General features: G+C 67.7%; 20 protein-coding genes and 1 tRNA gene. 14 read left to right on the top strand and 7 right to left on the bottom strand.

Translation table 11 applies throughout. The features are described 5' to 3' along the window. The coding region (locus VD972_RS05085; protein WP_324981593.1) for a pentapeptide repeat-containing protein at nucleotides 1–3,659 on the bottom strand (3,659 nt) is incomplete at its 3' end. Between the two features lie 159 nt (nucleotides 3,660–3,818). Between VD972_RS05085 and VD972_RS05090 the strand changes: the two genes are divergently transcribed. Beyond that, entirely contained in the window at nucleotides 3,819–5,189 is a 1,371-nt protein-coding gene (locus VD972_RS05090; protein WP_324981596.1) for a hypothetical protein, read from the top strand. Then, nucleotides 5,189–5,539, top strand: a complete 351-nt coding sequence (locus tag VD972_RS05095; protein ID WP_324981599.1) for a DUF2019 domain-containing protein — start codon at nucleotides 5,189–5,191, stop codon at nucleotides 5,537–5,539. Before VD972_RS05090 ends, VD972_RS05095 begins: the two co-directional genes overlap by 1 nt. A 14-nt stretch (nucleotides 5,540–5,553) precedes the next feature. On the opposite strand, the gene VD972_RS05100 is transcribed toward VD972_RS05095, so the two are convergent. Together VD972_RS05100 and VD972_RS05105 are read right to left on the bottom strand one after the other, a co-directional pair. Beyond that, complete coding sequence (locus tag VD972_RS05100) at nucleotides 5,554–6,957, bottom strand: hemolysin family protein (protein ID WP_324981602.1); 1,404 nt, start codon at nucleotides 6,955–6,957, stop codon at nucleotides 5,554–5,556. 4 nt (nucleotides 6,958–6,961) lie between these two features. Beyond that, complete coding sequence (locus VD972_RS05105) at nucleotides 6,962–7,777, bottom strand: tetratricopeptide repeat protein (protein WP_324981606.1); 816 nt, start codon at nucleotides 7,775–7,777, stop codon at nucleotides 6,962–6,964. 63 nt (nucleotides 7,778–7,840) lie between these two features. Between VD972_RS05105 and VD972_RS05110 the strand changes: the two genes are divergently transcribed. After that, nucleotides 7,841–9,079 carry a CapA family protein gene (locus tag VD972_RS05110; protein ID WP_324981609.1) on the top strand — a complete coding sequence of 413 codons (1,239 nt, stop codon included), beginning with the start codon at nucleotides 7,841–7,843 and terminating at the stop codon, nucleotides 9,077–9,079. Between the two features lie 31 nt (nucleotides 9,080–9,110). On the opposite strand, the gene VD972_RS05115 is transcribed toward VD972_RS05110, so the two are convergent. Further along, nucleotides 9,111–9,236: a hypothetical protein gene (locus VD972_RS05115; RefSeq protein WP_324981612.1), complete on the bottom strand. Its 126-nt coding sequence runs from the start codon at nucleotides 9,234–9,236 to the stop codon at nucleotides 9,111–9,113. A gap of 150 nt (nucleotides 9,237–9,386) precedes the next feature. On the opposite strand from VD972_RS05115, the gene prfA reads away from it, so the two are divergent. From prfA to VD972_RS05135, 4 genes are all read left to right on the top strand, one after another. Then, nucleotides 9,387–10,487, top strand: coding sequence for a peptide chain release factor 1 (gene prfA, locus VD972_RS05120; RefSeq protein ID WP_324981615.1), 1,101 nt, complete (start codon nucleotides 9,387–9,389; stop codon nucleotides 10,485–10,487). Continuing rightward, a complete protein-coding gene (gene prmC, locus VD972_RS05125) occupies nucleotides 10,484–11,365 on the top strand; it encodes a peptide chain release factor N(5)-glutamine methyltransferase (RefSeq protein WP_324981617.1) in 882 nt (293 codons plus the stop codon). The genes prfA and prmC overlap by 4 nt, the downstream gene beginning before the upstream one ends. A 10-nt stretch (nucleotides 11,366–11,375) precedes the next feature. Next, entirely contained in the window at nucleotides 11,376–12,641 is a 1,266-nt protein-coding gene (murA, locus tag VD972_RS05130) for a UDP-N-acetylglucosamine 1-carboxyvinyltransferase (RefSeq protein ID WP_324981620.1), read from the top strand. Nucleotides 12,642–12,766: 125 nt separating this feature from the next. Then, the gene (locus tag VD972_RS05135) at nucleotides 12,767–13,156 is read left to right on the top strand and encodes a zf-TFIIB domain-containing protein (RefSeq protein ID WP_324981623.1); all 390 of its coding nucleotides are present in this window, start codon (nucleotides 12,767–12,769) and stop codon (nucleotides 13,154–13,156) included. 23 nt (nucleotides 13,157–13,179) lie between these two features. Here VD972_RS05135 and VD972_RS05140 read toward each other — a convergent pair whose 3' ends face one another. Further along, nucleotides 13,180–14,034 carry a discoidin domain-containing protein gene (locus VD972_RS05140; RefSeq protein ID WP_324981626.1) on the bottom strand — a complete coding sequence of 285 codons (855 nt, stop codon included), beginning with the start codon at nucleotides 14,032–14,034 and terminating at the stop codon, nucleotides 13,180–13,182. Nucleotides 14,035–14,172: 138 nt separating this feature from the next. Between VD972_RS05140 and VD972_RS05145 the strand changes: the two genes are divergently transcribed. The 3 genes from VD972_RS05145 (at nucleotide 14,173) to VD972_RS05155 (ending at nucleotide 17,451) form a co-directional block, all read left to right on the top strand. Next, nucleotides 14,173–16,167, top strand: coding sequence for an ABC transporter substrate-binding protein (locus VD972_RS05145; RefSeq protein ID WP_324981629.1), 1,995 nt, complete (start codon nucleotides 14,173–14,175; stop codon nucleotides 16,165–16,167). A 71-nt stretch (nucleotides 16,168–16,238) separates the two neighbouring features. Beyond that, nucleotides 16,239–16,311 (top strand) — tRNA-Gly (locus VD972_RS05150). Between the two features lie 111 nt (nucleotides 16,312–16,422). Beyond that, nucleotides 16,423–17,451 (top strand): PA0069 family radical SAM protein, encoded by a 1,029-nt coding sequence (locus VD972_RS05155; RefSeq protein ID WP_324981631.1) that lies wholly within the window; start codon nucleotides 16,423–16,425, stop codon nucleotides 17,449–17,451. A gap of 9 nt (nucleotides 17,452–17,460) precedes the next feature. Here the strand turns inward: VD972_RS05155 and VD972_RS05160 are convergent, their stop codons facing one another. Together VD972_RS05160 and serC are read right to left on the bottom strand one after the other, a co-directional pair. Further along, a complete protein-coding gene (locus tag VD972_RS05160; protein WP_324981634.1) occupies nucleotides 17,461–18,027 on the bottom strand; it encodes a chalcone isomerase family protein in 567 nt (188 codons plus the stop codon). Between the two features lie 36 nt (nucleotides 18,028–18,063). Then, nucleotides 18,064–19,152 (bottom strand): 3-phosphoserine/phosphohydroxythreonine transaminase, encoded by a 1,089-nt coding sequence (serC, locus tag VD972_RS05165; protein ID WP_324981675.1) that lies wholly within the window; start codon nucleotides 19,150–19,152, stop codon nucleotides 18,064–18,066. A 134-nt stretch (nucleotides 19,153–19,286) separates the two neighbouring features. On the opposite strand from serC, the gene VD972_RS05170 reads away from it, so the two are divergent. Genes VD972_RS05170 through VD972_RS05185 form a run of 4 tightly spaced genes read left to right on the top strand, consistent with a single transcriptional unit; the run spans nucleotide 19,287 to nucleotide 23,354 of the window. Next, nucleotides 19,287–19,862 (top strand): sigma-70 family RNA polymerase sigma factor, encoded by a 576-nt coding sequence (locus tag VD972_RS05170; protein WP_324981637.1) that lies wholly within the window; start codon nucleotides 19,287–19,289, stop codon nucleotides 19,860–19,862. A gap of 4 nt (nucleotides 19,863–19,866) precedes the next feature. Continuing rightward, complete coding sequence (locus VD972_RS05175; protein WP_324981640.1) at nucleotides 19,867–20,649, top strand: hypothetical protein; 783 nt, start codon at nucleotides 19,867–19,869, stop codon at nucleotides 20,647–20,649. Nucleotides 20,650–20,670: 21 nt separating this feature from the next. Next, nucleotides 20,671–22,293, top strand: coding sequence for a caspase family protein (locus VD972_RS05180; RefSeq protein WP_414653989.1), 1,623 nt, complete (start codon nucleotides 20,671–20,673; stop codon nucleotides 22,291–22,293). After that, nucleotides 22,293–23,354, top strand: coding sequence for a carboxypeptidase-like regulatory domain-containing protein (locus tag VD972_RS05185; protein WP_324981645.1), 1,062 nt, complete (start codon nucleotides 22,293–22,295; stop codon nucleotides 23,352–23,354). Before VD972_RS05180 ends, VD972_RS05185 begins: the two co-directional genes overlap by 1 nt. Nucleotides 23,355–23,372: the final 18 nt, after the last annotated feature.

Raw genomic sequence — 23,372 nt, forward strand, 5'->3', positions numbered from 1 at the left:
ACAGTAGCGTCATCGGAGCCCGAGGCGACCGTGGCCCCATCCGGGGAGAACGCCACGCTCCAGACGCTTTGCGCATGCCCCTTGAGGACCTGACGCTCAGTGCCCGTAGCCACGTCCCACACTCGCACGGTCGAGTCATCGGAGCCCGAGGCGACCGTGGCCCCATCCGGGGAGAACGCCACGCTCAAGACGCCTGGCGCATGCCCCTTGAGGACTCGGCGCTCGGTGCCCGTGGCCACGTCCCACACTCGCACGGTGGCATCCTCGGAGCCCGAGGCGATCGTAGCCCCATCGGGGGAGAACGCCACGCCCCGGACAGTCCCCTCATGCCCCATGAGGGTTCGCACCATCATTCCGGTCTCCAGATCCCAGAGGCGGACCTCGAGGCCTTGGCCGGAAGCAAGCAACCTTCCATCCGAGCTGATCGCCACGCTGGAACAGGGGAAGCGCGAGGACACCACAGGGGTGGCATGGCCAGAATCTGGCATGGCCGCGCCGAAGAGCGCCTGTTTGTCGAGTCCCCCAAGCACACCCGGGTCAAACGCGGCGCCCACTAGCTTCGCCTGACGCAGGAGAGCACCCGAGAGGTGCGCGCCCGAGACGGTCGCGCCCATCAACCGCGCGCCGCTCAGGTCCGCCCCGCGCAGGTCAGCCTGCGTGAGCTTGGCCCGCGACAGATCCGCCCTGCGCAAGATGGCTCCGGCCAGGATCGCACCCGTCAGATCCGTGCCCACCAGCTTCGCACCGATGAGGTTCGTGCCCGTGAGGTCCGAATACCGCAGGTCTTGCCCCGAGAGATCCTTGCCGCCAAGATCTTGCCTCGCGAGCCGCAGTCCGCCCGTGGCTTTGACCCCGAGGCGCTCCAACAGCATGAGGGCATTCTTGTGGACGTAGCCCGAAGCCCCCTCCGCGAGCGTCCGTCGAGCCCACCGTTCCGTCTCCTCCCGCCCCGCGAGTCCCCACACGAAGTCCGCCATCAACGGAGACAGCTCGCGCGCCGCGAGAGCCTTCTTCGCGCCTTCCTGACGAAGCTCCTGGGTGACGGCCTTTGCCACAAGCCACTCCATCACCGACTGGTGGATGAACGAGAAGTTGTTGCCCTCGTCACGCACCAGCAGGGTTCCCGAGCCGATCTGGTGCTGGAGTTCTTCAGAGCTGATGGCCTGCTCCGCCAGCTGCTTCACCGCCGCGGTCAGCTCCTCGGGAAGCTCCAGGATGTTGAGGGTCAGCTCCGTCCCGTGCCAGAGCCGCATCGCCAGTCCGGTGACCGCCGCCCAGCGCTGCTTCAAGTCGAGCCCAGGGAGCCCTCCCCGCGGGTGCGCCCGATCGAACTCGTGCACGAGCCACTGGTTCAGAAGGAGCTCGTACAGGCGGGCCGAGGTGATCTCCTTATCGCGCGCCTGGGCCTCCAGCAGTTTCTCCTCCGAGATGTCCGAGATGAACCCGAGCATGCGCGGGTTCTCCGCCAGCCCGAGCAGGTCCTTCACCTCGGCCAGCAGCTTCAATCGGCGCTCTGCCTTTTCCTCGTCTCCGAGCCGCTTTTCCAGGAACTCCCGGACCTGCCCATGGGTGAAGCGCTGGAGTCTCACCAGCCGATAGCCACGCTGGGAGCTCGCCTGCTCGCCAAGCGCGCTCTTCATCTGCTGGTCCGAGTAGAAGTGCTGCGTGCGGCTGGTGATGATGATCTTGGCATCTCCCTGAGCGGCCTGGATGAGCGTGGAGAAGTGCTCGGCCGCGCGCTTGTAGCTGACACGGAGCGCCAGCTCGTCGAAGCCATCGAACAACAGCGCGATGCGGCCATGAGCGAGCATGTAATGGAAGGCCGGCAGGTCGATCCGCTCCACCCCTGCCTTGGCCATGTGCTGGACCACTAGCGAGTCCAACTCCTGGGCCTTCTCGAGCGTCCGCATCTCGATGAGCACTGGGACGAACAGCCCACCAGCCTCCGCCATCCGGCGGGCCAGCTCATGGAGAAGAAACGTCTTGCCGGTGCCGAAGTCCCCGAGCACCAGGATGAAGCGGGGATGCGGCGAAGCCAACAGGGTGTTGAGCTCACCCAGGACATCCTTCGTGCTGACTTCGCCTCCGTCCGAGTGGAGCACCGCGTGCTGGGCGACGTAGAGCGCGGGTGGGTAGATGGGGTCCTTTTCGAGCCGATCGACCTGGCGTTTCAGGTAGCCGCGGAAGTCAATGAGCCCCTGGTACTCGGTAAAGCTCCTCAGGAGGATGCGCTTTGCCTCAGCCCTGGAGACAACCTCGGCCGGTGGAGGGGCACCGCCGTACACCAGCACTGAGTGAATGCCTGAGTCATTCCTGCGATAGAGGTGGTCGATCTTGTCGAGGAAGGCCTCGAGCACCTCGGCGCTGACCTCATCGACTGCGGCGACCGGAAAGACGCTCGTGACGGGGCCATCAGCCTTCGAGACGCGGAGATACCCTCCGAAAGGAGCGGGCGCGCGGATCCGGACGATCTCCGCAGTCTCTCCCTTGGCTTCCATCCGCAGCCGAGTGAGAGCCCGAACACGGGAGAGCAGGTCATCCCCGCGGTCCAGGCCCATGCGCTCGAAGTGGAGCGACCCTGAATCGCGCCGCTCTGACTCCGGGGTGTCGTCGAACTGCTGCTCGACGGGCTCCAGGTTGCGCAGCAACAGCCGGAGCAGCACTTGCGCTGAAGCGTGCGCGGCGAACTCCCGGAACGCGTCGTCCTTGTCCTCGTCTCCGTAGTCCGAGACAGCCTTGACGATGATCGTCGGACGGCCGAGCTGCTCGCCGACCCGGCCGATGGCCGCGGCCTCCATCTCTGCGCCCAGGGTCTTTCGCCCGATCTTCTCCAGTCGATCGAAAAGCTCGGGATCCTTCTGTACAACCTCACCCGTGGCCATGGCACCCACGTGAACGCGGAAGTCCCGATCCTTCGGGGGCTCCTCCTCGTGAGCGAGATCGATCGCGTGCCCCCTGCCCTCCTCAGTCAGCGCGAGGACGCCCGGCTTGTTCACCAGCAGGCCACGCTGCCGGAGCCGGTCCCTCGCGGCGGTGAACGAGGGGCAGCACTTCTTGCGGTCCGCGTGTTTGTCCGGCGCCGCATCGCCATGCTGCTCGTGCTCGAGCAAGACGCGAAGGAACCACTGCTGCTGCGTCTCCAGCGAAAGCGGCCGCGTCTTCACCAGCTCGGCGGTCCAGTCCTTCTCTCGCGCGAACCAGGCGGCGTCCACCCTCCACTTGTCCTTGAGGTTGAAGGTCTTGAAGTCATGGAAGAACTCCTCGCCCCGATGCCCGTCCGCGTCACGCCGGCTGGCGGAGAACTTCCCGGAGTCGTAGCGGTAGACGCGGCTCGCCACGATGACGTCACCCAGGAAGACGTCCTTCTTCTTCCCAGCGCAGATGCCGCACATCGCCAAGCACGCCGGGTCGAGGAACTTGATCAGCGCTGTCGCCCGGACCGCTGCCACGTCCCCGCCCATCTCGTCGAACGAGGCGGCGGCGATGCGAAGCGGCTCCCCTCCGTCCTCCCGGGGAAGCTCGCGGAAGTGGAAGGGGAACCCGTCCCCATCCTTGTCTTTTGTCCAGCCGTCCTTGCCACCCTCACCGAAGGCGAGCACGGCTTCGAGCTCGTCGAGCAGGGCGGTGATGATCAGCGCGTCGTACCGGCGAAATCCCACGTGAGGCCCCCTCCGCTTCCTTGGAGGAGCAGCCTGCCGTGAGGGGTGCCCTGGGAGTCAAGTACAACCGCGGGTTCAAGCCACCGGCGTCCCACGTGTCCTTGCCCTCGGAAAGGCTCCTCCATAGCCTGATGCTCCCCCCGCTCCAGAGGACGTCCCATGACCCAGCGTTATGCCGTCGCGACTCTGCTTGCACTGCTCGTATCTGCCTGCAGCACCCCCACAAAGGTGGTGCGGCTCTCGATGGACCACGGCGCTCCCATCGTCCACGTCGCGAGAGCAGACGTGGATCCCGTGGAATTGGATGATGACGGCTTCGAGCAGGCCCTGATCGAGCATGGCCGGAACATGCAGCCTTTCTCTGCGCCGCTCGTGGAGGCACGCCGACTGTTGCTGGGGCCCTCCCGCCACGAGCCCTATGCCCACGTCAGGAGCCACCTGGGGCTGGTCTCAGTAGAAACAGCACCAGCGGCTCCGCGTGCGCACTTGCTACCGGAGGTGAACCCGGCGGCGGCGGAGTTCAAGCGCAGCTACCTGCAGTGGTGTGACCGCATCTGGGGAGAGGGGGATTGCCTGCGCCTGCTGGTGGAGCGGCCCGAGTTGGACAACGACGGCAAGTACACGCTGGCCATGGCCATTGCTCAGCGCCACGTGCTTGGGGAGATGAAGGAAGCCTTCGGCGAGATGGTCAACCCCACGGCGGTCTACGCCTCCATCACGAGCGCAATGACCATGTACTTGCTCCTGTGGACGCTGCCTGAGCCGATCTCCAAAGGACTGGCCGCGACCCTGACGGTGGCGCTCATGGCCTACCTGGGCGTGGATACGGTGTGGCGGCTGATTGACGGGTGGCTGGTGCTGGTGAGGGAGGTAGATCGGGCCACCTCCTTCGAGGAGATTGAGGCGGCCGGGGTCAAGTACGGCAAGACGATGGGGCGGACGGCGGCTAAGGCGTTCGTCATGCTGGCCACAGTGGCAATGGCGAATACAGCGGCGGGAATGGCCTCGAAGCTGCCCTTGCTGCCGGGCGCGGGGCAGGCCGCTGTGATGGCCGAGACCCAGTTCGGCGTGCCGTATGTGGCGGCGGCCGAGGCCGTAGCCGTGGTCGTGTCAGCCGAGGGCGCCACCTTGGCGCTGGCCCCTACCGCAGTGGCCATGGCGGCGCGGGAGGCAAGCGCGGGGGGAGCCTCAGGGAGTTTTCCCACCGGGTATAGGGCATGGGGGTCATTCAGCGGGTTCAAGAACGCCTTGGGGCCGGCGGGCGAGGGCAAGGAGTGGCACCACATCGTAGAGCAGACCCCGGGCAATGTGGCGCGGTTCGGTCCTGAAGCACTTCACAACACCGAAAACGTCATCCCTCTGGCGAAAGGGCTGCACACCCGCCTCAGTGCCCTCTACTCATCCATCCGCTACGACATTACCCAGTCGTACACTCTGACGGTGCGACAGTGGTTGAGCACACAGTCCTTTAACGCCCAGCGCGAGTTCGGGCTGCTGGCCATGGAGAACGTCTCAAAGGGATTCTGGTGATGCGGTCAGAGGACCTTGTCGAACAGTTCGCACAGCATGTGGCTACTCAGACCGAGGCTATCCGGCGAGGAGATGCCAAGGAGGGGAACAAGCATGCCAAGAAGTACACCGCCGCGCTTCACGAGCTACGGGCCCGGGGAGATGCTGGGCGGGATGCACTCTCCGTGTTGCTGAAACATCCTCGAACCGACGTGCGAGCGATGGCCGCAGCGTTCCTGCTCCGCTACAGGACGGCAGAAGCCAAAGCGGTCCTGGAGGCAGCTGCCAAGGAGGGAGGAGTCGCTGCAATCGGTGCAATCATGACTTTGAAGCGGTGGGAGGAAGGCACCTGGGCCTTGGACCCAGGGTGATCAAAAACCTCCCTTTACCCCGTCCCGCGTCCAGGGGGCGAAGCTGTCCCATGGGGCGCTGGAGCCGCGGTGCCGTCCGTGGGCGCCGCCGGAGCCGCCTTGGCCGCTGACTGCGGCTCCACCGTCACTCGCACCACCCGCGGCCCATCCACCTCGTCCACAAGGATGCGCCACATGTCCAGCTTGAGGTTGTCCCCCTTCTCCGGAACACGCCCCAGCTTCGTCATCAGGTAGCCGGCGATCGTCGTCACCTCGCCCTGCTCGTCCTCCTTGAGATCAAAGGTGACGTCCAGCCGCTCCTCCAAGTCGTCCAGCTGCGCCGTGCCCGGCAGCTCAAACCGGCCGCCCGGCAGCGAGCGGACCTCGTCCATCCGCCGGCCCAGCTCCGCCACATCGCCCACCACCTCCGCCACCACGTCCGCGATGCTCACCAGCCCCGAAGTGCCGCCGTGCTCGTCCACCACCAGCGCCATCTGCCTGCGCCGGCGCCGGAACTCCGCCAGCAGCTGCTCCAGCGACACGTTCTCCGGAATGAAGAGCACCGGGCGCTGCACCTGGGCCAGGGACTTCAGCTCCCCCTTCGACAGCAGGAAGAAGAGGTCCTTCGCGTTCACCACGCCCTCCACCTCGTCCAGGCTCCCCCGGCACACCGGCAGCCACGTGTGCCCGGCCGCGCGCGCGTCCGCGATGCACTTCTCCAGCGGATCCTCCACGTCCAGGTACTTCACCTGGTTGCGAGGCACCATCACCTGCCGGGCCGTCTTCTGCGCCATCTCCAGCGCCCGCTCGAGCAGCTCCGCGCGCGCCGTCGTGATGGAGCCCGCCTCCGCCGAGCTGCTCAGGATGACCTTCAGCTCGTCCTCGCTGTGCGCCTCATGCGACTCGCTCGCGGCGTGCAGCCCAAACGCCCGCAGCAGCCGCCCGGCGATCCCATTGAGCGCCCAGATGGCCGGGTAGAAGACGACGTAGAAGATGCGCATCGGCAGCGCCACCGCGAGCGTGGTGGCCTCGGCACGCTGGATGGCCAGGCTCTTGGGCGCCAGCTCCCCGACGACGATGTGCAGAAACGTGATGATCGCGAACGCGATGGCCACCGACACGGTGTGCCCCACCGTGAGGCGCGCCTCCTCCGGGACGATCTGCGCAATCACCGGCTCCAGCAGCCGCGCAAAGGCAGGCTCACCCAGCCACCCCAGCCCCAGGGACGCCAGCGTGATGCCGAGCTGTGTGGCGGAGAGGTACCCGTCCAGCTTCTCCACCATCTTCATCGCCGCGGCCGCGCCCGGCTGCCCCTCGTCCACCAGCGCCTGCAGGCGCGTGGCGCGGACCTTCACGATGGCGAACTCCGTCGCCACGAAGAACCCGTTGGCGAACACCAACAGAATCGCCACGCCCAGGAAGATCCACTCGCTCGCCATGGCGTCAGAACAAGGCTTCGAAGTCGGCGTCGCCCTTGAGCGCGTCGAACATCGGGTCCGTGGACAACCAGCCCATCACCTTGCCCTTGTCCGCGGCCAGCGCCTTCTGGAGGAACGTCACCGAGTCCTTGGGACGCCCCCACAGCGCGTACAGCGCGGCGAGGTTGTAGTTGAGCAGCAGGTCATCCCCGTTGAGCGCCCGGGCCTTCTCGTACGCCCGCTCGGCCTCCGCGTAGAAGCCCTTCTGCGCGTAGCAGATGCCCAGATCCAGCCAGGCCTCGAAGTTGTCCGCCTCCAGCCGCACCACTTCCTTCAGCTGGGTGATGGACGAGCGGTAGTCCCCCTCGTCCATCTGCAGGGCGGCCAGCTCGTGGCGGGGGAACGCGTCCTGCGGATCCAGCTCGATGGCCGTCTGCAGCTCGCGCATGGCCTCCTCCACGCGGCCCTGGTCCGCGTAGGTGAGGCCCAGGTTCAGGTGCGCGTCCGGGTACTCCGCATCCAGCTCGATGGCCTCCTTGTACTCCTCCACGGCCATCTCGGCCGCATGGGTGGAGAGGAAGCAGGCGAGGTTGTAGTGCGCGGTGGCACTCTCCGGCTCCAGCTTCAGGGCCATGAGGTACTCGCCCAGCGCCTCGCGGAAGAGCTTCTTCTCCGCGTAGACGGTGGCGAGGTTGTCGTGGGCGTGGGCGGAGTCCGGATCCAGCTCGATCGCCTTCTTGAACTCCTTGATCGCCTCGTCCAGCCACCCGCGATCCGCCAGCTCGATACCACGCGAGTTGTGCTCGTCTGAGAGTGCGATGTTGTCCTTTTCACGTGCCATGAAATCGCCGGGCAATCTACGCGTCGCCAAACGACGGGCGCAAGGTAGAGTTTCCCTGCACTTATGCGCCACTTCGCCCTGCTGCTGCTTCTGGCCACCGCCTGCACCCTCCGCCCTCTGCCGTCCTCCCCTCCGGGCTCCCCCGGAAATCCGCCCGGGAGCGATCCCACGGCGCCTCCCGCCGATCCCGGCCCCTGGGCGCCCCAGCCCGAGAAGCCGGCCGTCCTAAACGTCCCAAACCCGACAGCCCCGGCGCAGCCCCCCGCTCCTCCCGTCCGTCCCATCAGCCTGCTGGTGGGCGGAGACGTGACGGTGGGCCACCACTACCAGACCTACTTCGACGAGCAGGTAGGCAAGGGCCGCACGCGCGAGGAGATGTTCGCCTACGGCTTCAAGGAGGTGAAGGCGGTGGCGGACGCGGCAGACCTCTTCCTCGTCAACCTTGAGTGCCCCTTCACCGAGGGCGGGGAGAAGCTGCCCAAAAACTTCAACTTCCGCGCGCGCCCCGAGTTCGTGAACACGCTGCTGGCCGGCGGCGTAGATGTGGTGAGCCTGGCCAACAACCACCTGATGGACTACGGCCCCCAGGGGCTCGTGGACACGCTGATGACGCTGGAGCAGGCGAAGATCCCCTACTTCGGCGCCGGGCGGACCTTGGCCGAGGCCCGCCGCCCCGCCCTCGTCACCGTGGGGGGCGTGCGCTTCGCCTTCCTGGGCTACTTCTTCCTCGGCAGCCGCAACATCGAGCCGCGCCAGGTGTACGCCACGGAGACGACCCCCGGGGTGGCGGGGCACTTCTCGGACGTGGCGGAGATGGAGCGGATGCTGCGCGAGGACATCCTCGCCGCGAAGGCCCGGGCGGACGTGGTGCTCCCCTTCTTCCACTGGGGCATCGAGAGCACCTACGCCCCGCAGCCGTACCAGCTCCAGCTGGCGCGCGCGGCCATCGAGGCGGGCGCGGCGGGGGTGCTCGGCAGCCACCCGCACGTGCTCCAGGCCATGGAGCTGCACCAGGGCGCCCCGGCCATCTACTCGCTGGGAAACTTCGTCTTCGGCGGCAACTGGAACCCAAGGGACAAGCGCAGCGCGCTCCTCAAGGCCCGCTTCTCCCCGGGGGGCTACCTGTCCAGCGAGCTCATCCCGCTGCGCACGGACCGCTACCCGGAGTTCCCCATGCAGCCCACCGTCGTCACCGGCACGGAGGCCGAGGAGGTGCTGCGACTGCTGGCCCAGAGCTCGGCGGCGCTGCCTCGGATGCTGCCCGAGCTGGAGCCCTACCGCTCGGCAAGCCCCCTCCCCTGAGCCACGGGGGAGGGCTCACCCACCCTGCGTGTTACTTCTTGGGCTTGTTGTTCTGCCCACGCTTGGCGCGCACGCGGCGGCGCTTCAGCGCGGCCTTCTTGGTCTTGGCGCGGTTGGACAGCTTCTTCTTGCTGCGATTTCCCTTCTGGGCGGGCATGTTCTAGCACTCCAGTGCAGTTGTTGAGCCGCAGTGTAGCGGCAACGGGCGCCCTTCTTTCACGCCCCTGCCCAGCCTTCCAAGGACTTTCTTGAGGGCCTCCACCCTTGCCAGCGGGCAGGCAACGGGGCAATACCCCGAGTCACGACGATGATTGACAAGCTTGAAGAGGTCGAGCGCCGGTTCGAGCGCCTCACCGCGGACCTATCCAACCCCGAAGTGCTCGCGGACTCGACGAAGCTCCTGAAGGTCTCCAAGGAGCGGGCCGGGCTGGAGAAGCTCGTCGAGTCGTTCCGCAGCTACCGCAAGGTGCTCGCGGACCTGAAGGAAGTAGAGGCCTGGCTGGAGGGCAGCGACGCGGACGAGAAGGCCTACGCCCGCGAGGCCCTGCCCGGCCTGAAGGCGCAGCGCGACGAGCAGGAGGCGCAGCTGAAGCTCCTCCTGCTGCCCAAGGATCCCAACGACGAGAAGAACGTCATCCTGGAGATCCGCGCGGGCGCCGGCGGCGACGAGGCCGGCCTGTTCGCCGAGGAGGTCATGCAGATGTACCTCCGCTACGCGATGCTGAAGGGCTGGTCCGCGGAGGTGGTGGATCTGAGCCCCGGCAGCGTGGGCGGGGTGAAGGACGCGACGATCACCCTCTCCGGCAGTGGCGTCTACAGCCACATGAAGTACGAGTCCGGCGTGCACCGGGTGCAGCGCGTGCCGGCCACCGAGGCCCAGGGCCGCATCCACACCTCCACCATCACCGTGTCGGTGATGCCCGAGGCGGAGGAGGTGGACGTCCAGATCAACCCGGCGGACATCGAGATGCAGGTGATGCGCTCGACGGGCTCGGGCGGACAGAGCGTCAACACGACGGACTCGGCGGTGCGCCTCATCCACAAGCCGTCCGGCATCGTCGTGAAGTGCCAGCAGGAGAAGAGCCAGACGAAGAACCGCACCCAGGCCATGCGCATGCTGCGCGCCAAGCTCTACGAGATCGAGCAGGAGCGCATCCGCTCCGAGCGGGACTCCATGCGCCGCGGCCAGGTGGGCACCGGCGACCGGAGCGAGAAGATCCGCACCTACAACTTCCCGCAGGATCGGCTCACCGACCACCGCATCTCCCTGACGGTCCACAACCTGCCGGCCCTCATGGCGGGCGGCATCGAGGACGTCATCACCGCCTGCCGCACGCACTACCAGGCGGAGGCCCTCAAGCAGCAGACCGGCGCCCCCGCGCCGACGTCCCCCAGCCCCCGCGCATGAGCAGCGAGACCTGGACCATCCGCAAGGTCCTCACCTGGACGACCCAGCACTTCGAGAAGCGTGAGGTGGACTCGCCCCGGCTCACCGCGGACGTGCTGCTGTCCTACGTGCTCAAAGTCAGCCGGGTGCGCCTGTACGTGGACCTGGATCGGCCGCTCTCCAAGGACGAGCTGACTGCCTACCGCGCCCTCATCGCGCGGCGCATCTCCGGCGAGCCCACGCAGTACCTCACGGGCGTGAAGGAGTTCTACAACCGCCCCTTCAAGGTGGACGGGCGGGTGCTCATCCCCCGGCCCGAGACGGAGCTGCTGGTGGAGGCCTGCCTGCACGCGCTGCCCAAGGACGCGCCGAGCCGGGCCCTGGACGTGTGTACAGGCTCCGGCTGCATCGCCATCAGCCTCGCCGCCGAGCGCCCCCAGGCCTCCGTGCTGGCCACGGACCTGTCGCCGGACGCCTGCGCGCTGGCCCGGGAGAACGCCGAGGCGCTGAGCGTGGGCGCTCGCGTCACCATCGTCCAGGGGAACCTCTTCGCCCCGGTGCCGGAGGACGCGCGCTTCCAGCTCGTCGTCTCCAACCCGCCCTACATCGCCTCGGGAGAGATTCCAGGCCTGTCGGCGGAGGTGCGCCGCGAGCCCCACCTGGCCCTGGATGGGGGGCAGGACGGGCTGGCCATCCTCCGCCGAGTCATCGAGGGGGCTCGCCGGTGTCTGCTGCCTGGCGGCCTCCTTGCAATGGAGATTGGGGAAACCCAGGGGAACGCTGTCCGGGAGCTCCTCCAAGCCGCGGGGTACGAGAGCGCGCGCGTGGAGAAGGACCTGGAGCGGCGGGATCGCCTGGCATTTGGGACACAGCCTGCGGCCACTGGGCCACAGGCGTGAGACGGGACCGATGGACAAGATTGTCGTGAAGGGTGGCTCCTCGCTGAGCGGAGAGGTGAAGGCGTCGGGGGCCAAGAACGCCGCGCTCCCGATCCTCGCCTCCTCGCTGCTGGCAGACGGGACGAGCACCTACCGCAACGTGCCGGACCTGGTGGACGTGGCCACCATGCTCAAGGTGCTCAACACCATGGGCTGTGAGGCCGAGCGGCTCACGGGCCGCCAGAAGAATGTCTGCCAGGTGACCATTGCCGGGCCCCTCACCCCCGAGGCCCCGTACGAGCTCGTGAAGACGATGCGGGCCTCCGTGCTGGTGCTCGGGCCGCTGGTGGCCCGCTACGGCCGGGCGCGCGTGTCCATGCCGGGCGGCTGTGCCATTGGCGCCCGGCCCATCGATCAGCACCTCAAGGGGCTCAAGGCGCTGGGCGCGGAGATCACCCTCACCGAGGGCTACGTGGAGGCCCGCGCCAAGCACCTCAAGGGCGCCACCATCAACTTCGATCTCATCACCGTCACCGGGACGGAGAACGTGATGATGGCGGCGGTGCTGGCCAAGGGCCGGACCGTGCTGGAGAACTGCGCCCGCGAGCCCGAGGTGGAGGAGCTGGCCAAGGTGCTCAACAAGATGGGGGCCCGGATCGAGGGCGCGGGCACCTCCGTCATCACCATTGACGGGGTGGACTCCCTGCACCCCGTGGAGCACTCCATCCTCCCCGACCGCATCGAGGCGGGCACCCTGCTGGTGGCCGCCGCCATCAGCGGAGGAGACGTGCTGGTGAAGCACGCCGTGCCCGAGCACCTGGAGCCGGTCCTGCAGAAGCTGCGCGAGGCCGGCTGCACCCTCACCACCGAGAACGGGGGGATCCGCTGCAAGGCCCCCAAGACGATCCACCCCGTCAACATCACCACCACCGAGCACCCGGGATTCCCCACGGATATGCAGGCTCAGCTCATGGTGCTGATGTGTGTGGCGAACGGCACTTCCGTCATCTCCGAGAACATCTTCGAGAACCGCTTCATGCACGTGGCGGAGCTGCACCGCATGGGGGCGGACATCACCATCCAGGGCCCCACGGCCGTGGTGAAGGGGGTCAAGAAGCTGTCCGGTGCGCCTGTCATGGCCACGGACCTGCGAGCCAGCGCCTCGCTGATCCTCGCCGGCCTCCGGGCCGAAGGGCGTACAGAAGTAGCGCGCGTCTACCACCTGGACCGGGGCTACGAGCGGCTCGAGCGCAAGCTGCGGAGCTTGGGGGCGGACATCCGCCGAGTAAAGGCCTGAGGGCTGCCTGACGGCGCGTTTGCAACAGATCGGCCGACACCGGTTGCATCCTGAAAATTGGACGCCCTATCATTCTCCAATCCACAGGGAGCAAGCCTCCCTCTTCCAGGAGAACGAGCCGCCCCATGAACTGTCCCACGTGCAGCGTCGAGATGGCCGATCTCGAGGGGGACGACATGACGTTGCGGAAGTGTGGAGATTGCGGCGGGCTCTGGATTGACGTCGCGGACCTGAACCGTGTCCTCCTCCACAGCAACCTCCCTGGGCTGGAGAGTCAGGGCGGCAAGGTGGACGCGGAGGCGCTTACCGGCCAGTGCCCTGAGTGCCAGGTCGACCTCGTCCGGGTGAACGGTGGGGACCGGCACCACCCCCTCAGCTACGACACCTGCGAGTCCTGTGGCGGCATCTTCCTGGAGTCCGAGTTCCAGGACGCGACCGATGTGAAGGTCGCCGTCACGGAGATCGTCGACTTCTTCAAGGCCTTCAGCGGCAAGAAGAAGTCAGCCGCCGTCTAGCCAGGCCTCGCTCCAAGCCCCCCTCAGGGGCGGCTCCGGAAGGGCTCCTTCCACTCCTCCGGGAGATCGCCCGCCAAGGTAAGCGTGTACCCACCCGCCGAGCCCCCCTTTTCTTCGCGGCTGAAGCGGACCGAGACCTTGCCCTTCTTCGAAAGCTCCAGGGACAGGCGTGAGCTCGAGGCGGTGTACCCCCCTGTAAGCACTGTGGGCTCTCCCCCGTCCAGCGGCTCGTGGACGAAGCGGTACGTCCCGTCCACGTAGAAGGACAGGAAGCGGTCCGGTGCGCCCTCCAGCCCCCCGAACCAGGTGCCCAGCAGGGGCGCCCTGCGAGCGTCGTACTTCAGCACCGGGGCCAGCTTCGTCCCGTTGAGGGGCTTGCCCTCCGAGTAGAAGACGATGTCCGTGAGGCAGACAGGGGTCTGCGACTCGGAGCCTGGGAAGGTGTCCTTCACCTCGAGCGTGAGCCAGGCCCCGGAGACAGGGGGGTTGAGCGGCACCGTCTGCAGCCCCCGCTTGTCCTCGAGGGTGAAGCCGCGCGCGTTGGCCTTGCCTTCCAGGGTGATCTTCTTCGCCCGGGCGTACGCCTTGAAGGCGTCCCGGCCCGAGCCGTTGCCCGTGTAGACGCGCACCTCGTCCACGGTGGCCACCCCCTTGAAGCCGATGGTCATCAGCGAGGGAGCCCCCTCCCCTTCCGGCGCGCACCAGACGGTGGTGTCCCGCCCATCGAGCACGTTCAGCGGGGTGTATTTCCCGGGCTTCGAGTCCTTCTCGAGGTAGTCCTCCGCCTGGGCATAGCCCACGGAGGGCGGCGGCGCGGCGAGCGCGGGGGGAGCAACGGCGAGGAGGAACAGGCTGGCCAGGGCCGGGAGGCTTCGCATGAGCCGGCATCTTGGATCGGTCTGCGCGGATCGCTCCAGTCCACGGGCCGTCCGGATGAAAACGAGGGCTGCGATGTTTGCGGTGCTTGACACCCCGTCCCCACGGGGAAGAGTAGGCGGCCGAAGCGAGGGAATGCGATGCGACGTCTGGGCTGGATTGCGGTGTGTGCGGTGCTGGCCGGCTGTCCCAAGGGCAAGGACGAGGGAGCCGACGCGGGACCGGTGGATGCCGGCCCGGACATGGTGAGCGAGCAGGAGCCCAACGAGCGGCCGGATCAGGCGCTGACGCTGGCGCGAGACGCGGTGGTGAGCGGGGCCCTCTCGGCCGATCCGGCCAAGGGCGACGAGGACTGGTACCGGCTGGCGCCTCTGTCCGCGCGGACGGCGGAGATCACCGTCACCGGCATCCCGGGCGGGGATGTGACGATCGACGTGTATGATCGGGATCGCAACCGGCTGGGAGGGGTGAACAGCGAGGGGGAAGGCAAGCCGGAGCGCTACCCCAACCTCTATGTCGAAGGCGAGCGCTACGTGCGCGTGGCCCCCGCCCGCAAGGGCAGCGGCGGCTCGTACACACTGACACTCACCTACCGGCGTCCCAATGACGGCGAGGAGCGCGAGCCCAATGATCGGGCCGTGGACGCGACGCCGCTGACGCTTGGGCAGACGGTAGCGGCATACATCGGTCACGCGGGAGATGAGGACTGGTACCGCATCGAGCTGCCCGCGCAGGAGCCGAGCACCCCCGCCGCTCCCACTGAGGGGACTCCCCCTGCCCCCACCCCCCCGTCGCTGGCGCCCACCGAGGGCACGCTTCCTCCGGCACCGCAGGGCACGCCCCCCTCTCCAACGCCCGAGGGAACAACGCCTCCGTCCGAGGGGCTGGGCTCGCCTCCGCCCGAGGGTTCGGGTTCGCCTCCGCCCGAGGGTTTGGGCTCGCCTACCGAGGGTTTGGGCTCACCTCCTGCCGAGGGTTTGGGCTCGCCTCCGCCCGAGGGGACCGGGACGGAGAGCGCCGCTGGGACGACAGGGGCGGCTCCAGGCGCAGCGGCCCTACCTGCCGTGCCGGTAGAGCCGCCAGGGGTGGCGCTGAAGATTGAGCTGTCCTCCATCGAGGGCGTGCGGCCGGAGCTGGCGGTGCTGTCCGCCGCGGAGGCCCCGTTGTTCTCACTGCGCGCCAGCAAGGAGGGCGAGGCGCTCACGCTGCGCAACATCGGCGTGCGGTCCACGGACAAGGTCGTCTACGTCGTGGTGAAGAGCGGCTGGGTCGGCTCGGGCAAGGAGGCGAAGCGCACGTACAACGCGACGAATCCGTACACGCTCTCCGTGTCTCTGGAGGAGGCGGGCGCCAACGCGGAGCTGGAGCCCAATGACGAGCTCTACAAGGCGACGCTGATCCAGGGCTCGGGCTTCAAGGAGGGCTTCCTCGCACCGAAGAACGACGCGGACTACTACGCGCTGAGGACGACGGAGCCGGTGCTGGCGAAGGTGGAGGTGTCCGGGGTGGAGCGGCTGGACCTGGTGCTGTCAGCGGTGGATGCGCCGGAGGGGGATGGGAAGACGGAGACGGTGACGCTGAAGGCCAACGACGGCGAGCTGAAGGAGCCCGAGCGGCTCAACAACGTGGCCTGCAACGGCACCTGCTACTTCAAGGTGGAGGGGGCCTCGCGGAAGGTCGAGGGCAAGTGGGTGCGGGACTACGAGAACCCGGACCAGCCGTACCGGATCACGATCACCTCGGTGCCGGACAACGGCAGCGAGGAGCGTGAGCCCAACAACACGGTGGAGCGGGCCATGGACATCGCCACCGGCAAGGCCGTGCGGGGCACGGTGTACCCGCCGAAGGACGTGGACTACTACCGGTTGGACCTGACGGACCGGCCGGTGCGCACGCCCATCCACGCCACGCTGCTGGGCATCCTCAAGGTGGACGTGGGCCTGTACCTCCACCGGGTGGGCGAGGACGGCAAGCTGTCGCTCGTGCAGACGGCGGACCGGGCCAAGGGCGACCAGCCAGAGCGCATCCGCTACAGCCTCGAGCCGGGCGTCTACCTCTTCGAGGTCCGCGACGCGAAGAACCGTGAGTCCAACTTCCAGGACCCGTACCAGCTCACCGTTGAGGAAGGCGAGTAGCCGAGCGGACGAAGCCGTTACTTCTCGTTGACAAGGTCAGGCGGTGCTCCTACCTTGAGAACGCTTCGGTCGCGGTGGTAGCTCAGCTGGTAGAGCACGAGCTTCCCAAGCTCGGGGTCGCCGGTTCGAACCCGGTCCGCCGCTCTGGCGTCAAGGCCGGTAGCTCCTGAGGAAACTCTGGGCTACCGGCCTTCGTATTTCCGGGAATATCCGGCAGCGCTTGACTGAACGTCTTTTCAGGTCCACCTTGTTCCTGTGAAGGCGCGTCCCGTCTCCAATCCGCCCAACCCGTGGGCGAGCACCGAGGTGGAGTACCTCGATGAGATCCCCCCCTCGCGGCTGGAGGTGCTGGAGGATCACAGCCGCGAGGTGCTGGCGCGCAACAACAGCCCGGACGTGTGCTTCACCTGGAGCATCAACCCGTACCGCGGCTGCATGCACGCCTGCGCCTACTGCTACGCGCGCCCCACCCACGAGTACCTGAGCATGGGGGCGGGCACGGACTTCGAGACGCGCATCGTCGTGAAGCCCCACGCGCCGGAGCTGCTCCGGGAGGCCTTCGAGCGCCCACGCTGGCAGGGAGAGCCGATCGTCTTCAGCGGCGTGACGGACTGCTACCAGCCGCTGGAGGCCTCACTGCGGCTCACGCGCCGGTGCCTGGAGGTCTGCGCCGAGTACCGCAACCCCGTGGGCATCATCACCAAGGGCGTGCTCATCGAGCGCGATCTGGACGTGCTCCAGACGCTGGCACGCGAGGCCCAGCTCTGGGTGAGCGTCAGCGTGCCATTCCACAACCCGGAGCTGGCTCGGGCGATGGAGCCCTATGTGGCCACGCCGAAGCGGCGGCTGCAGACGATCGAGCGGCTGGCGGCGGCGGGGATCGACGTGGCGGTGTCCGTGGCCCCCATCATCCCGGGCCTCAATGACGAGGACATCGCCAAGGTGCTCACCGCTGCAAGGCAGGCCGGCGCCGCCCGGGCCCACTACACCCTGCTGCGGCTGCCCGGCCCCGTGAAGGAAGTCTTCGAGGAGCGGCTGCGCGACAAGCTGCCCCTGCGCGCCGAGCGTGTGCTCCACCGCATCCGGGAGACGCGGGGCGGCGAGCTGTCCGATCCTCGCTTCAAGCACCGCATGCGAGGCGAGGGCCTCTACGCGGAGACCATCGAGCGCCTGTTCGACACGACAGCGCGCAAGGTGGGGATGCGGATGTCCACCATGACAGAGGCCGCGCCCACCCCCTTCCGGCGGCCAACGCGGCCCTCTGCCCAGCTCAGCCTCTTCTAGCCGCGGAGCTCAGTCCTCTTTGCCGAGCATCCCGTCCTTCAGGTCTCCGTCCACGGGCTTGGCGCCGAGCCACACTCCGAAGAGCGCGTCCGCGAAGTCCTTGCCCTCCAGCGAGAGCTCCTGGCCTCCCTTGCTCTGCACCTGCGTGCCCTTGCCGGGGACGTAGGTGATCGTCAGCTCCTCACCCTTCTTCAGATCCGGGATGGCCGCGTTGAGCTTGTCCAGCCGCTCCTTCAGCGCCGGCATTGCTGCCTTGTTGTTCTTCTCGATGCCCTCGGAGATGGCGTCCGTGATCTTCGCCTTGTCCAGGTCGCGCAGCATGTACATGCGCACGCGCTTGAGCTGGTCCGAGCTGATCACCTGCGCCCCCTCCTTCGTCGGGGTCTCCAGGTAGAGCGCCGCGGCGTACACCTTGAAGATGGCCTTGGTGCGCAGGCCCGCACCGTTCAGCTTCAGCTCCTTGCCCTCGACCGTGACGGTCTCGGGGAACTTCACCCCCGCAACCACCGTCTCCTTGGCGAAGGCGGGCAGTGCGAGGGTCAGGGACAGTACGAGGGCGGACAGCGTCGCTTTCATGGACTTCCTCCGGGCGGGTGGGCTTGCCGGCCCAGGCTACCCGTTCTTCTTGGCGAACTGATCCATGAAGGACACCAGCGCCTTTACATTGTCCACCGTCACCGCGTTGTACATGGACACGCGAATGCCCCCCGAGCTCCGGTGCCCCTTGAGCCCCACCATGCCCGCCTTCTTCGCCTCGGCCACGAAGGTGTCATCCAGCGCCTCCGTGGGCAGCTTGAACACCACGTTCATGTACGAGCGCGAGTCCTTCTCCACCGGCGCCCGGTAGAAGTCCGCGTGGCGATCGATGGCCCCGTACAGCAGCTCGCCCTTCTCGCGGTTCCACTGCTCGAGCTGCTTCAGGCCCCCCACGCCCTTGATCCACGCCAGCACGTTGCGGCACAGGTAGATCGAGAAGGTGGGCGGCGTGTTGTACAGCGAGTTGTTCTCCGCGTAGGTGCTGTAGCGGAAGATCTTCGGGATGTCCGTGCGCCCCTTCGCCATGAACTCCTTGTGGATCACGACGATGACGATGCCCGAGGGCCCCACGTTCTTCTGCGCCCCCGCGTAGATCATCGCGAACCGACTCACGTCGATCGGCTTCCACAGCAGATCCGAGCTCATGTCCGCAAGCAGCGGCACCCCGCCCACCTCCGGGACCGTGTGCCACTGCGTCCCGTAGATGGTGTTGTTGGTCGTCATGTGGGCGTAGACGGCCTTGGGATCCAGCTGCAGCTCGGCCTGCCTGGGGACGCGCGTGTAGCGCTTGTCCGCGTTGATCGTGGTGGCGGCGATGCGCGGCTTGCCGTAGTACTTCGCCTCGTCCAGCGCCTTCTCGCTCCAGACCCCCGTCATCAGGTAGTCCGCGCTGGCCTCCGCGGTGAGGTAGTTCATCGGCACCTGCGCGAACTGCTGCGAGGCGCCTCCCTGCAGGAAGAGCACCTGGTGCGTGGCCGGGATGCCCAGCAGCTCCGTCAACAGGGAGATGGCCTCGTTGTGGACGGCCTCGTATTCCTTGCCCCGGTGGCTATGCTCCATGATGGACATGCCGGAGCCCTGGAAGTCGATCAGCTCTTCCCGGGCCCGCTCCAGCGCTGGCAGGGGCAGACCGGCAGGACCGGCATTGAAGTTGATGACGCGCATGGCTGAGTCCTCGTAGGAAGTGAACCGCACCCCATTCTCTCCGACCGGCCTCAGAGGGCCAGCGGGAAGCGCAGGCGGTGTCTGGCACGTAGCGTGTGGCCGACACGGGATTGTGGAGGTCAGGAGGACAGCGGGTGGGTTCCCCGGAGGAACTGACACAGTGGGTACGGCAGGCCGCCAGCGGGGAGGAGTCCGCCTTCGGTGAGCTGTACCAACGAACACGGCCCTTGGTGGCCCGACTCATTGCGGGGTTCGCCACCCTGGATGCGGATGAGGTGGAAGACGTGATCCAGGAGACCTACGTCCGAGCGTTCAAGGCGCTCCCCCGGCTGAAGGAGGCCGGTGCATTCGAGGCGTGGCTCCTCTCCATTGCCCGCAACCGGGCGCGCACTCGCTTGGAGCGCAAACAGAACCTCCGGCGGCTCGAAGAGGAGAGCCCGGATCCTCAGCCTGAGTCCGTCCCGCTCCTGCCGGAAGCCCTGCAGGTGGAGCGGGACATTGCCGTGGTGCGTCAGCTCATCTCCGAGCTGCCCGAGGGCGAGGAAAAGAAGACCGTCCAGCTCTTCTACCTGGAGGGGGAGTTGTCCGCGCGCGAGATTGCCGAGAAGCTGGGCGTCGGGAAGAGCGCGGTAACCATGCGACTCGATCGGTTCCGGGCACGCATCAAGCGGGAGCTGCTCCGGCGCGTGCTCGCCGGGCGGTGGGAGTGATGGCATGAAGCACCTCGACGCCCATGCGCTCAGAGCGCTCGTCGCCCGGGACCCCGAGGCGGTGGCCTATTTCCGGGAGCACCTGGCCTCCCCGTGCGATGCCTGCGAGGAGTTCCTCGCCCAGCACCCCGGCACGGATGCCCTCGATGGCCACGTGGATGCCCTCCTGCTCGGCCTCGCCCCGCGCCAGGAGGCCCCGCCGGATGAAGTCGGCTGGATGCGTCTCAGGCGACGTATGCGTACCTCCAACCACCCTGGGCGGTGGGTGGGTGTCGCCGCGGCGCTGGCGGCCTGCGTGCTGGCGGTGGTGCTCGTGCCGCGCCTGGTGAGCACTCCTCCGACGGAGCTCCCCGGGAGCGGGGTGAAGGGCTCGAGCCGCATCACGCTGGAGCTGGCGGCGGCGGCCAAGGGCCAGGACGGACAGATCCGACGGCTGGATCCGGGCGCCACGGTGGGTCCAGAGGACGTCCTGGCGCTTCGCTACCACGCCACCGAGGCAGGCAGCGCCCTGCTCTTCCAGCAAGCGGGAGAGGGCCCGCCCAAGCTGCTCGGCAGCTTCTTGCTCCAGGCCGGGACGCACGATCTGGGCGCCCCGGACATCATCGGCGTGAGCCTCTCCGACGAGAGCGGCCCGGTGACGTTGTGGCTGGTGGCCTCGGCCGCAGGTGAGGAGCTGTCGCCAGATGAAGTCCAAGGGATGCTGGCGGGAGGGCGGGCACGAGAGGACAACCCCCTGGCTGTTTCCAGGTTCGACGTCTTCGTCCAGAACGGCCACAATCCGCGCTGACCCGTGAAGCGCCTCGTCCTCATGCTGTTGGGAGCCCTCGCGGCCTGCGCGAGCCCCACCTCTCACGAGAAGGGTGGCCTGGTGCCGCTCAAGCTCGACGAGGCGGCGCTGTCCGATGCCTACGCCCCCCGGCGCATCGCCCTGCTGGTGGGGATCACCGACGTCCAGGATCCTCAGTGGCGCGACCTCCGCTACTCGGAGAAGGACGCGCAGGATCTGGCGGCGGCCCTGAGGGATCCGGCCCGTGGGAACTTCAACGCGGTGCGCGTGCTCACCCGTCCTGAGCAGACAACGCGCGCGGCCATCCTCTCCGCCGTGCGCGAGCTGCAGAAGGAGGCCACCCGTCCGGATGACGTGGTGGTGGTGTACTTCTCCGCCCACGGCACGCTGGCGCGGGATGGACAGGGAGAGCTGAAGCGCTACCTCGTCACCCAGGACGCCTCCTACCGCGCCATCTCCGAGACGGCGCTCTCCATGGACATGCTGAAGGCGGAGTTCGACAAGCTGCCCAGTCGGCGCCGGCTGCTGGTGCTGGCCACCTGTCACAGCGGCAGTGGCAAGTCGCTGCTGCCCAAGGAGCTGGAGGCGGAGCTGACCGGCGTGAAGAACAGCTTCTACGCACGCCCGCTGGAGGAGTCGAGCCGCGCCTCCATGGTGTTCGCCGCATGCGACTGGGGCGAGACGGCCCGCGAGGACGAGGGGCTGCGCAACGACATCTACACGCACTTCCTCATCGCGGGACTCCAGGGTGCTGCGGACCGGAACACGGACGGCGCCGTCACCGCCAGCGAGGCGCATGACTACGCGCGCCGCCGCACCTTCGCCTTCACCCAAGGGCGCCAGCGCCCGTCGGCGGAGATCCTGGAAGTAGGGGCTGATCCCGTGGTGCTCTCCGGCAGCATCAACCGGACGGGCCGCCCGGAGCTGTTCTCGTACCACCCGCGGCTGGATGGCTTCACCCTCAAGGTGGATGGGGAGGCGCGCACGGAGCTGCCAGGAGGCGCCGCGGTGGCGCCCGGCCTGCGCACCGTGGAGCTGACCAAGGGAGACACGGTGCTGGTGCGCCGTGAGGTGGACATGGCCGCGGGCGAGCGGCTGCCGCTGGAGCAGCTCCTGGCGGAGGCCTTCCCGCGCCGCTCGCTCTCCCTGGTGGGCGGGGTGTTCTCGTTCGTGGACGGCAAGAGCCGGAGCGAGCTGCTGCCCGCCTCGCCCGAGGTGGCGCTGGTGCTGAGGCTGGAGGATCGGCCGCTGCAGGACTTCGGGCTGGTGGTGGACGTGAGCGGCAGCCGGGGACGGCACACCCTCCGGCTCGCCCCAGGCTCCGAGGTGCCCTTCGGCTACACCCGCCTCTCCCTGGGTGTGGGAGTTCCGTACCTGTGGCGATGGGATCGGCTGTCGATTTACGCCGGTCCGCGTGTGGCCGCCCTCTACCTACGGCGGTCCTTCAACGTGGAGGCCTTCGTCGGTGGGCAGCATTATTTCACCGTGAGCCCGGGCGTGGTGGGCGGCGTGGTGTGGCGCCTGGGCGAGAGGCTGGAGCTGACTTCGCAGGCCCAGGTCATGCTGTCGTACATCGTGGTGGATGGGCAGGGACAGGCCGTAGGCTTCACGGGCGGCTGGGCCGGGATGGGATATCGCTTCTAATGCGACATACACGGCACATCACGATGGGTGTCCTGCTGGCGCTGGGCGCGAGCGGGTGCGGCGGGCTGGACAATGCGCCCTTTCGCCGCGGCACGGTGCATGGCCAGCTCTCCGAGTGGGATCCGAGCGTGGCGCTGGTGTCCGTGATGGGCGCGCCGAGCCTGCGCAGCACCGTGGCGTCGGATGGGAGCTTCACGATCGAGCAGGTGCCCGCGGGAGCGGCCGAGCTCTTCATCGTTGCCTCGGCGAGCAAGGCCCTGCGCGTGCCGGTGACCATCCAAGGAGGCCAGTCCGTCTCGGTCGGCCCGCTGACACCGAAGGAGGCCAGCTTCCTGTCGGTGCGAGTGAAGGCTCCCTCCCATGAGCGGGTGAGCACGGCGAAGGTGACCCTGATGGGCACGCCCGTGGAGCAGGTGCAGCTCGACCCGTCAGGACGCCTGCTCATGGGCCCGCTGCCGGCTGGCTGCTACACGCTGGCCCTCTCGCTCACGGGGTTTCCGGATGTGAACTCCGCGATCTGCGTGGAAGAGAGTGAGCGCAAGGACGTGAAGGTCAAGCTTCCGCCCCCGAGCAGCGGGTGTGCAGTCACCGGCTGCTCGGACGACTTCCTCTGCGCTTCGGACGGCCAGTGCATCGAGTGCACCGAGGACAGCCAGTGCGCTCCTGGCTTCTCCTGCCACGGTTCACGCTGCGAAGGGGAAGGCCCCCTCTGCGCCCCTTGTGATGGGGACTGGCAGTGCCAGGCTGGGGCGAGCTGCCTGGAGCACGCCGAGGACACCATGGCCTGCGTGGGCTCGTGCAAGGACGCTGACGACTGCGAGGAAGGCTTCACCTGTCAGGCAAGCCAGTGCCTGCCCGACCCGGCCCGGTTCATGGGATGCCAGGCGTATCGCCAGCTGGGAGCCGCCTGCGAGAGCGATGATCACTGCCGGAACCTGGGGCTCGTCGCCGGGCTGTGCCACGAGGAGATCTGCACCCTTCGGTGCACCTCCGGCCGCGAGTGCCCGGAAGGCTTCTCGTGTGAAATGGACAGCGGCGACCGCGTATGCGAGCCCGAGTAGCGACGCGCCACCGGGGGC

This window comes from Hyalangium sp., assembly GCF_035629615.1.
Classification (GTDB): domain Bacteria; phylum Myxococcota; class Myxococcia; order Myxococcales; family Myxococcaceae; genus Hyalangium.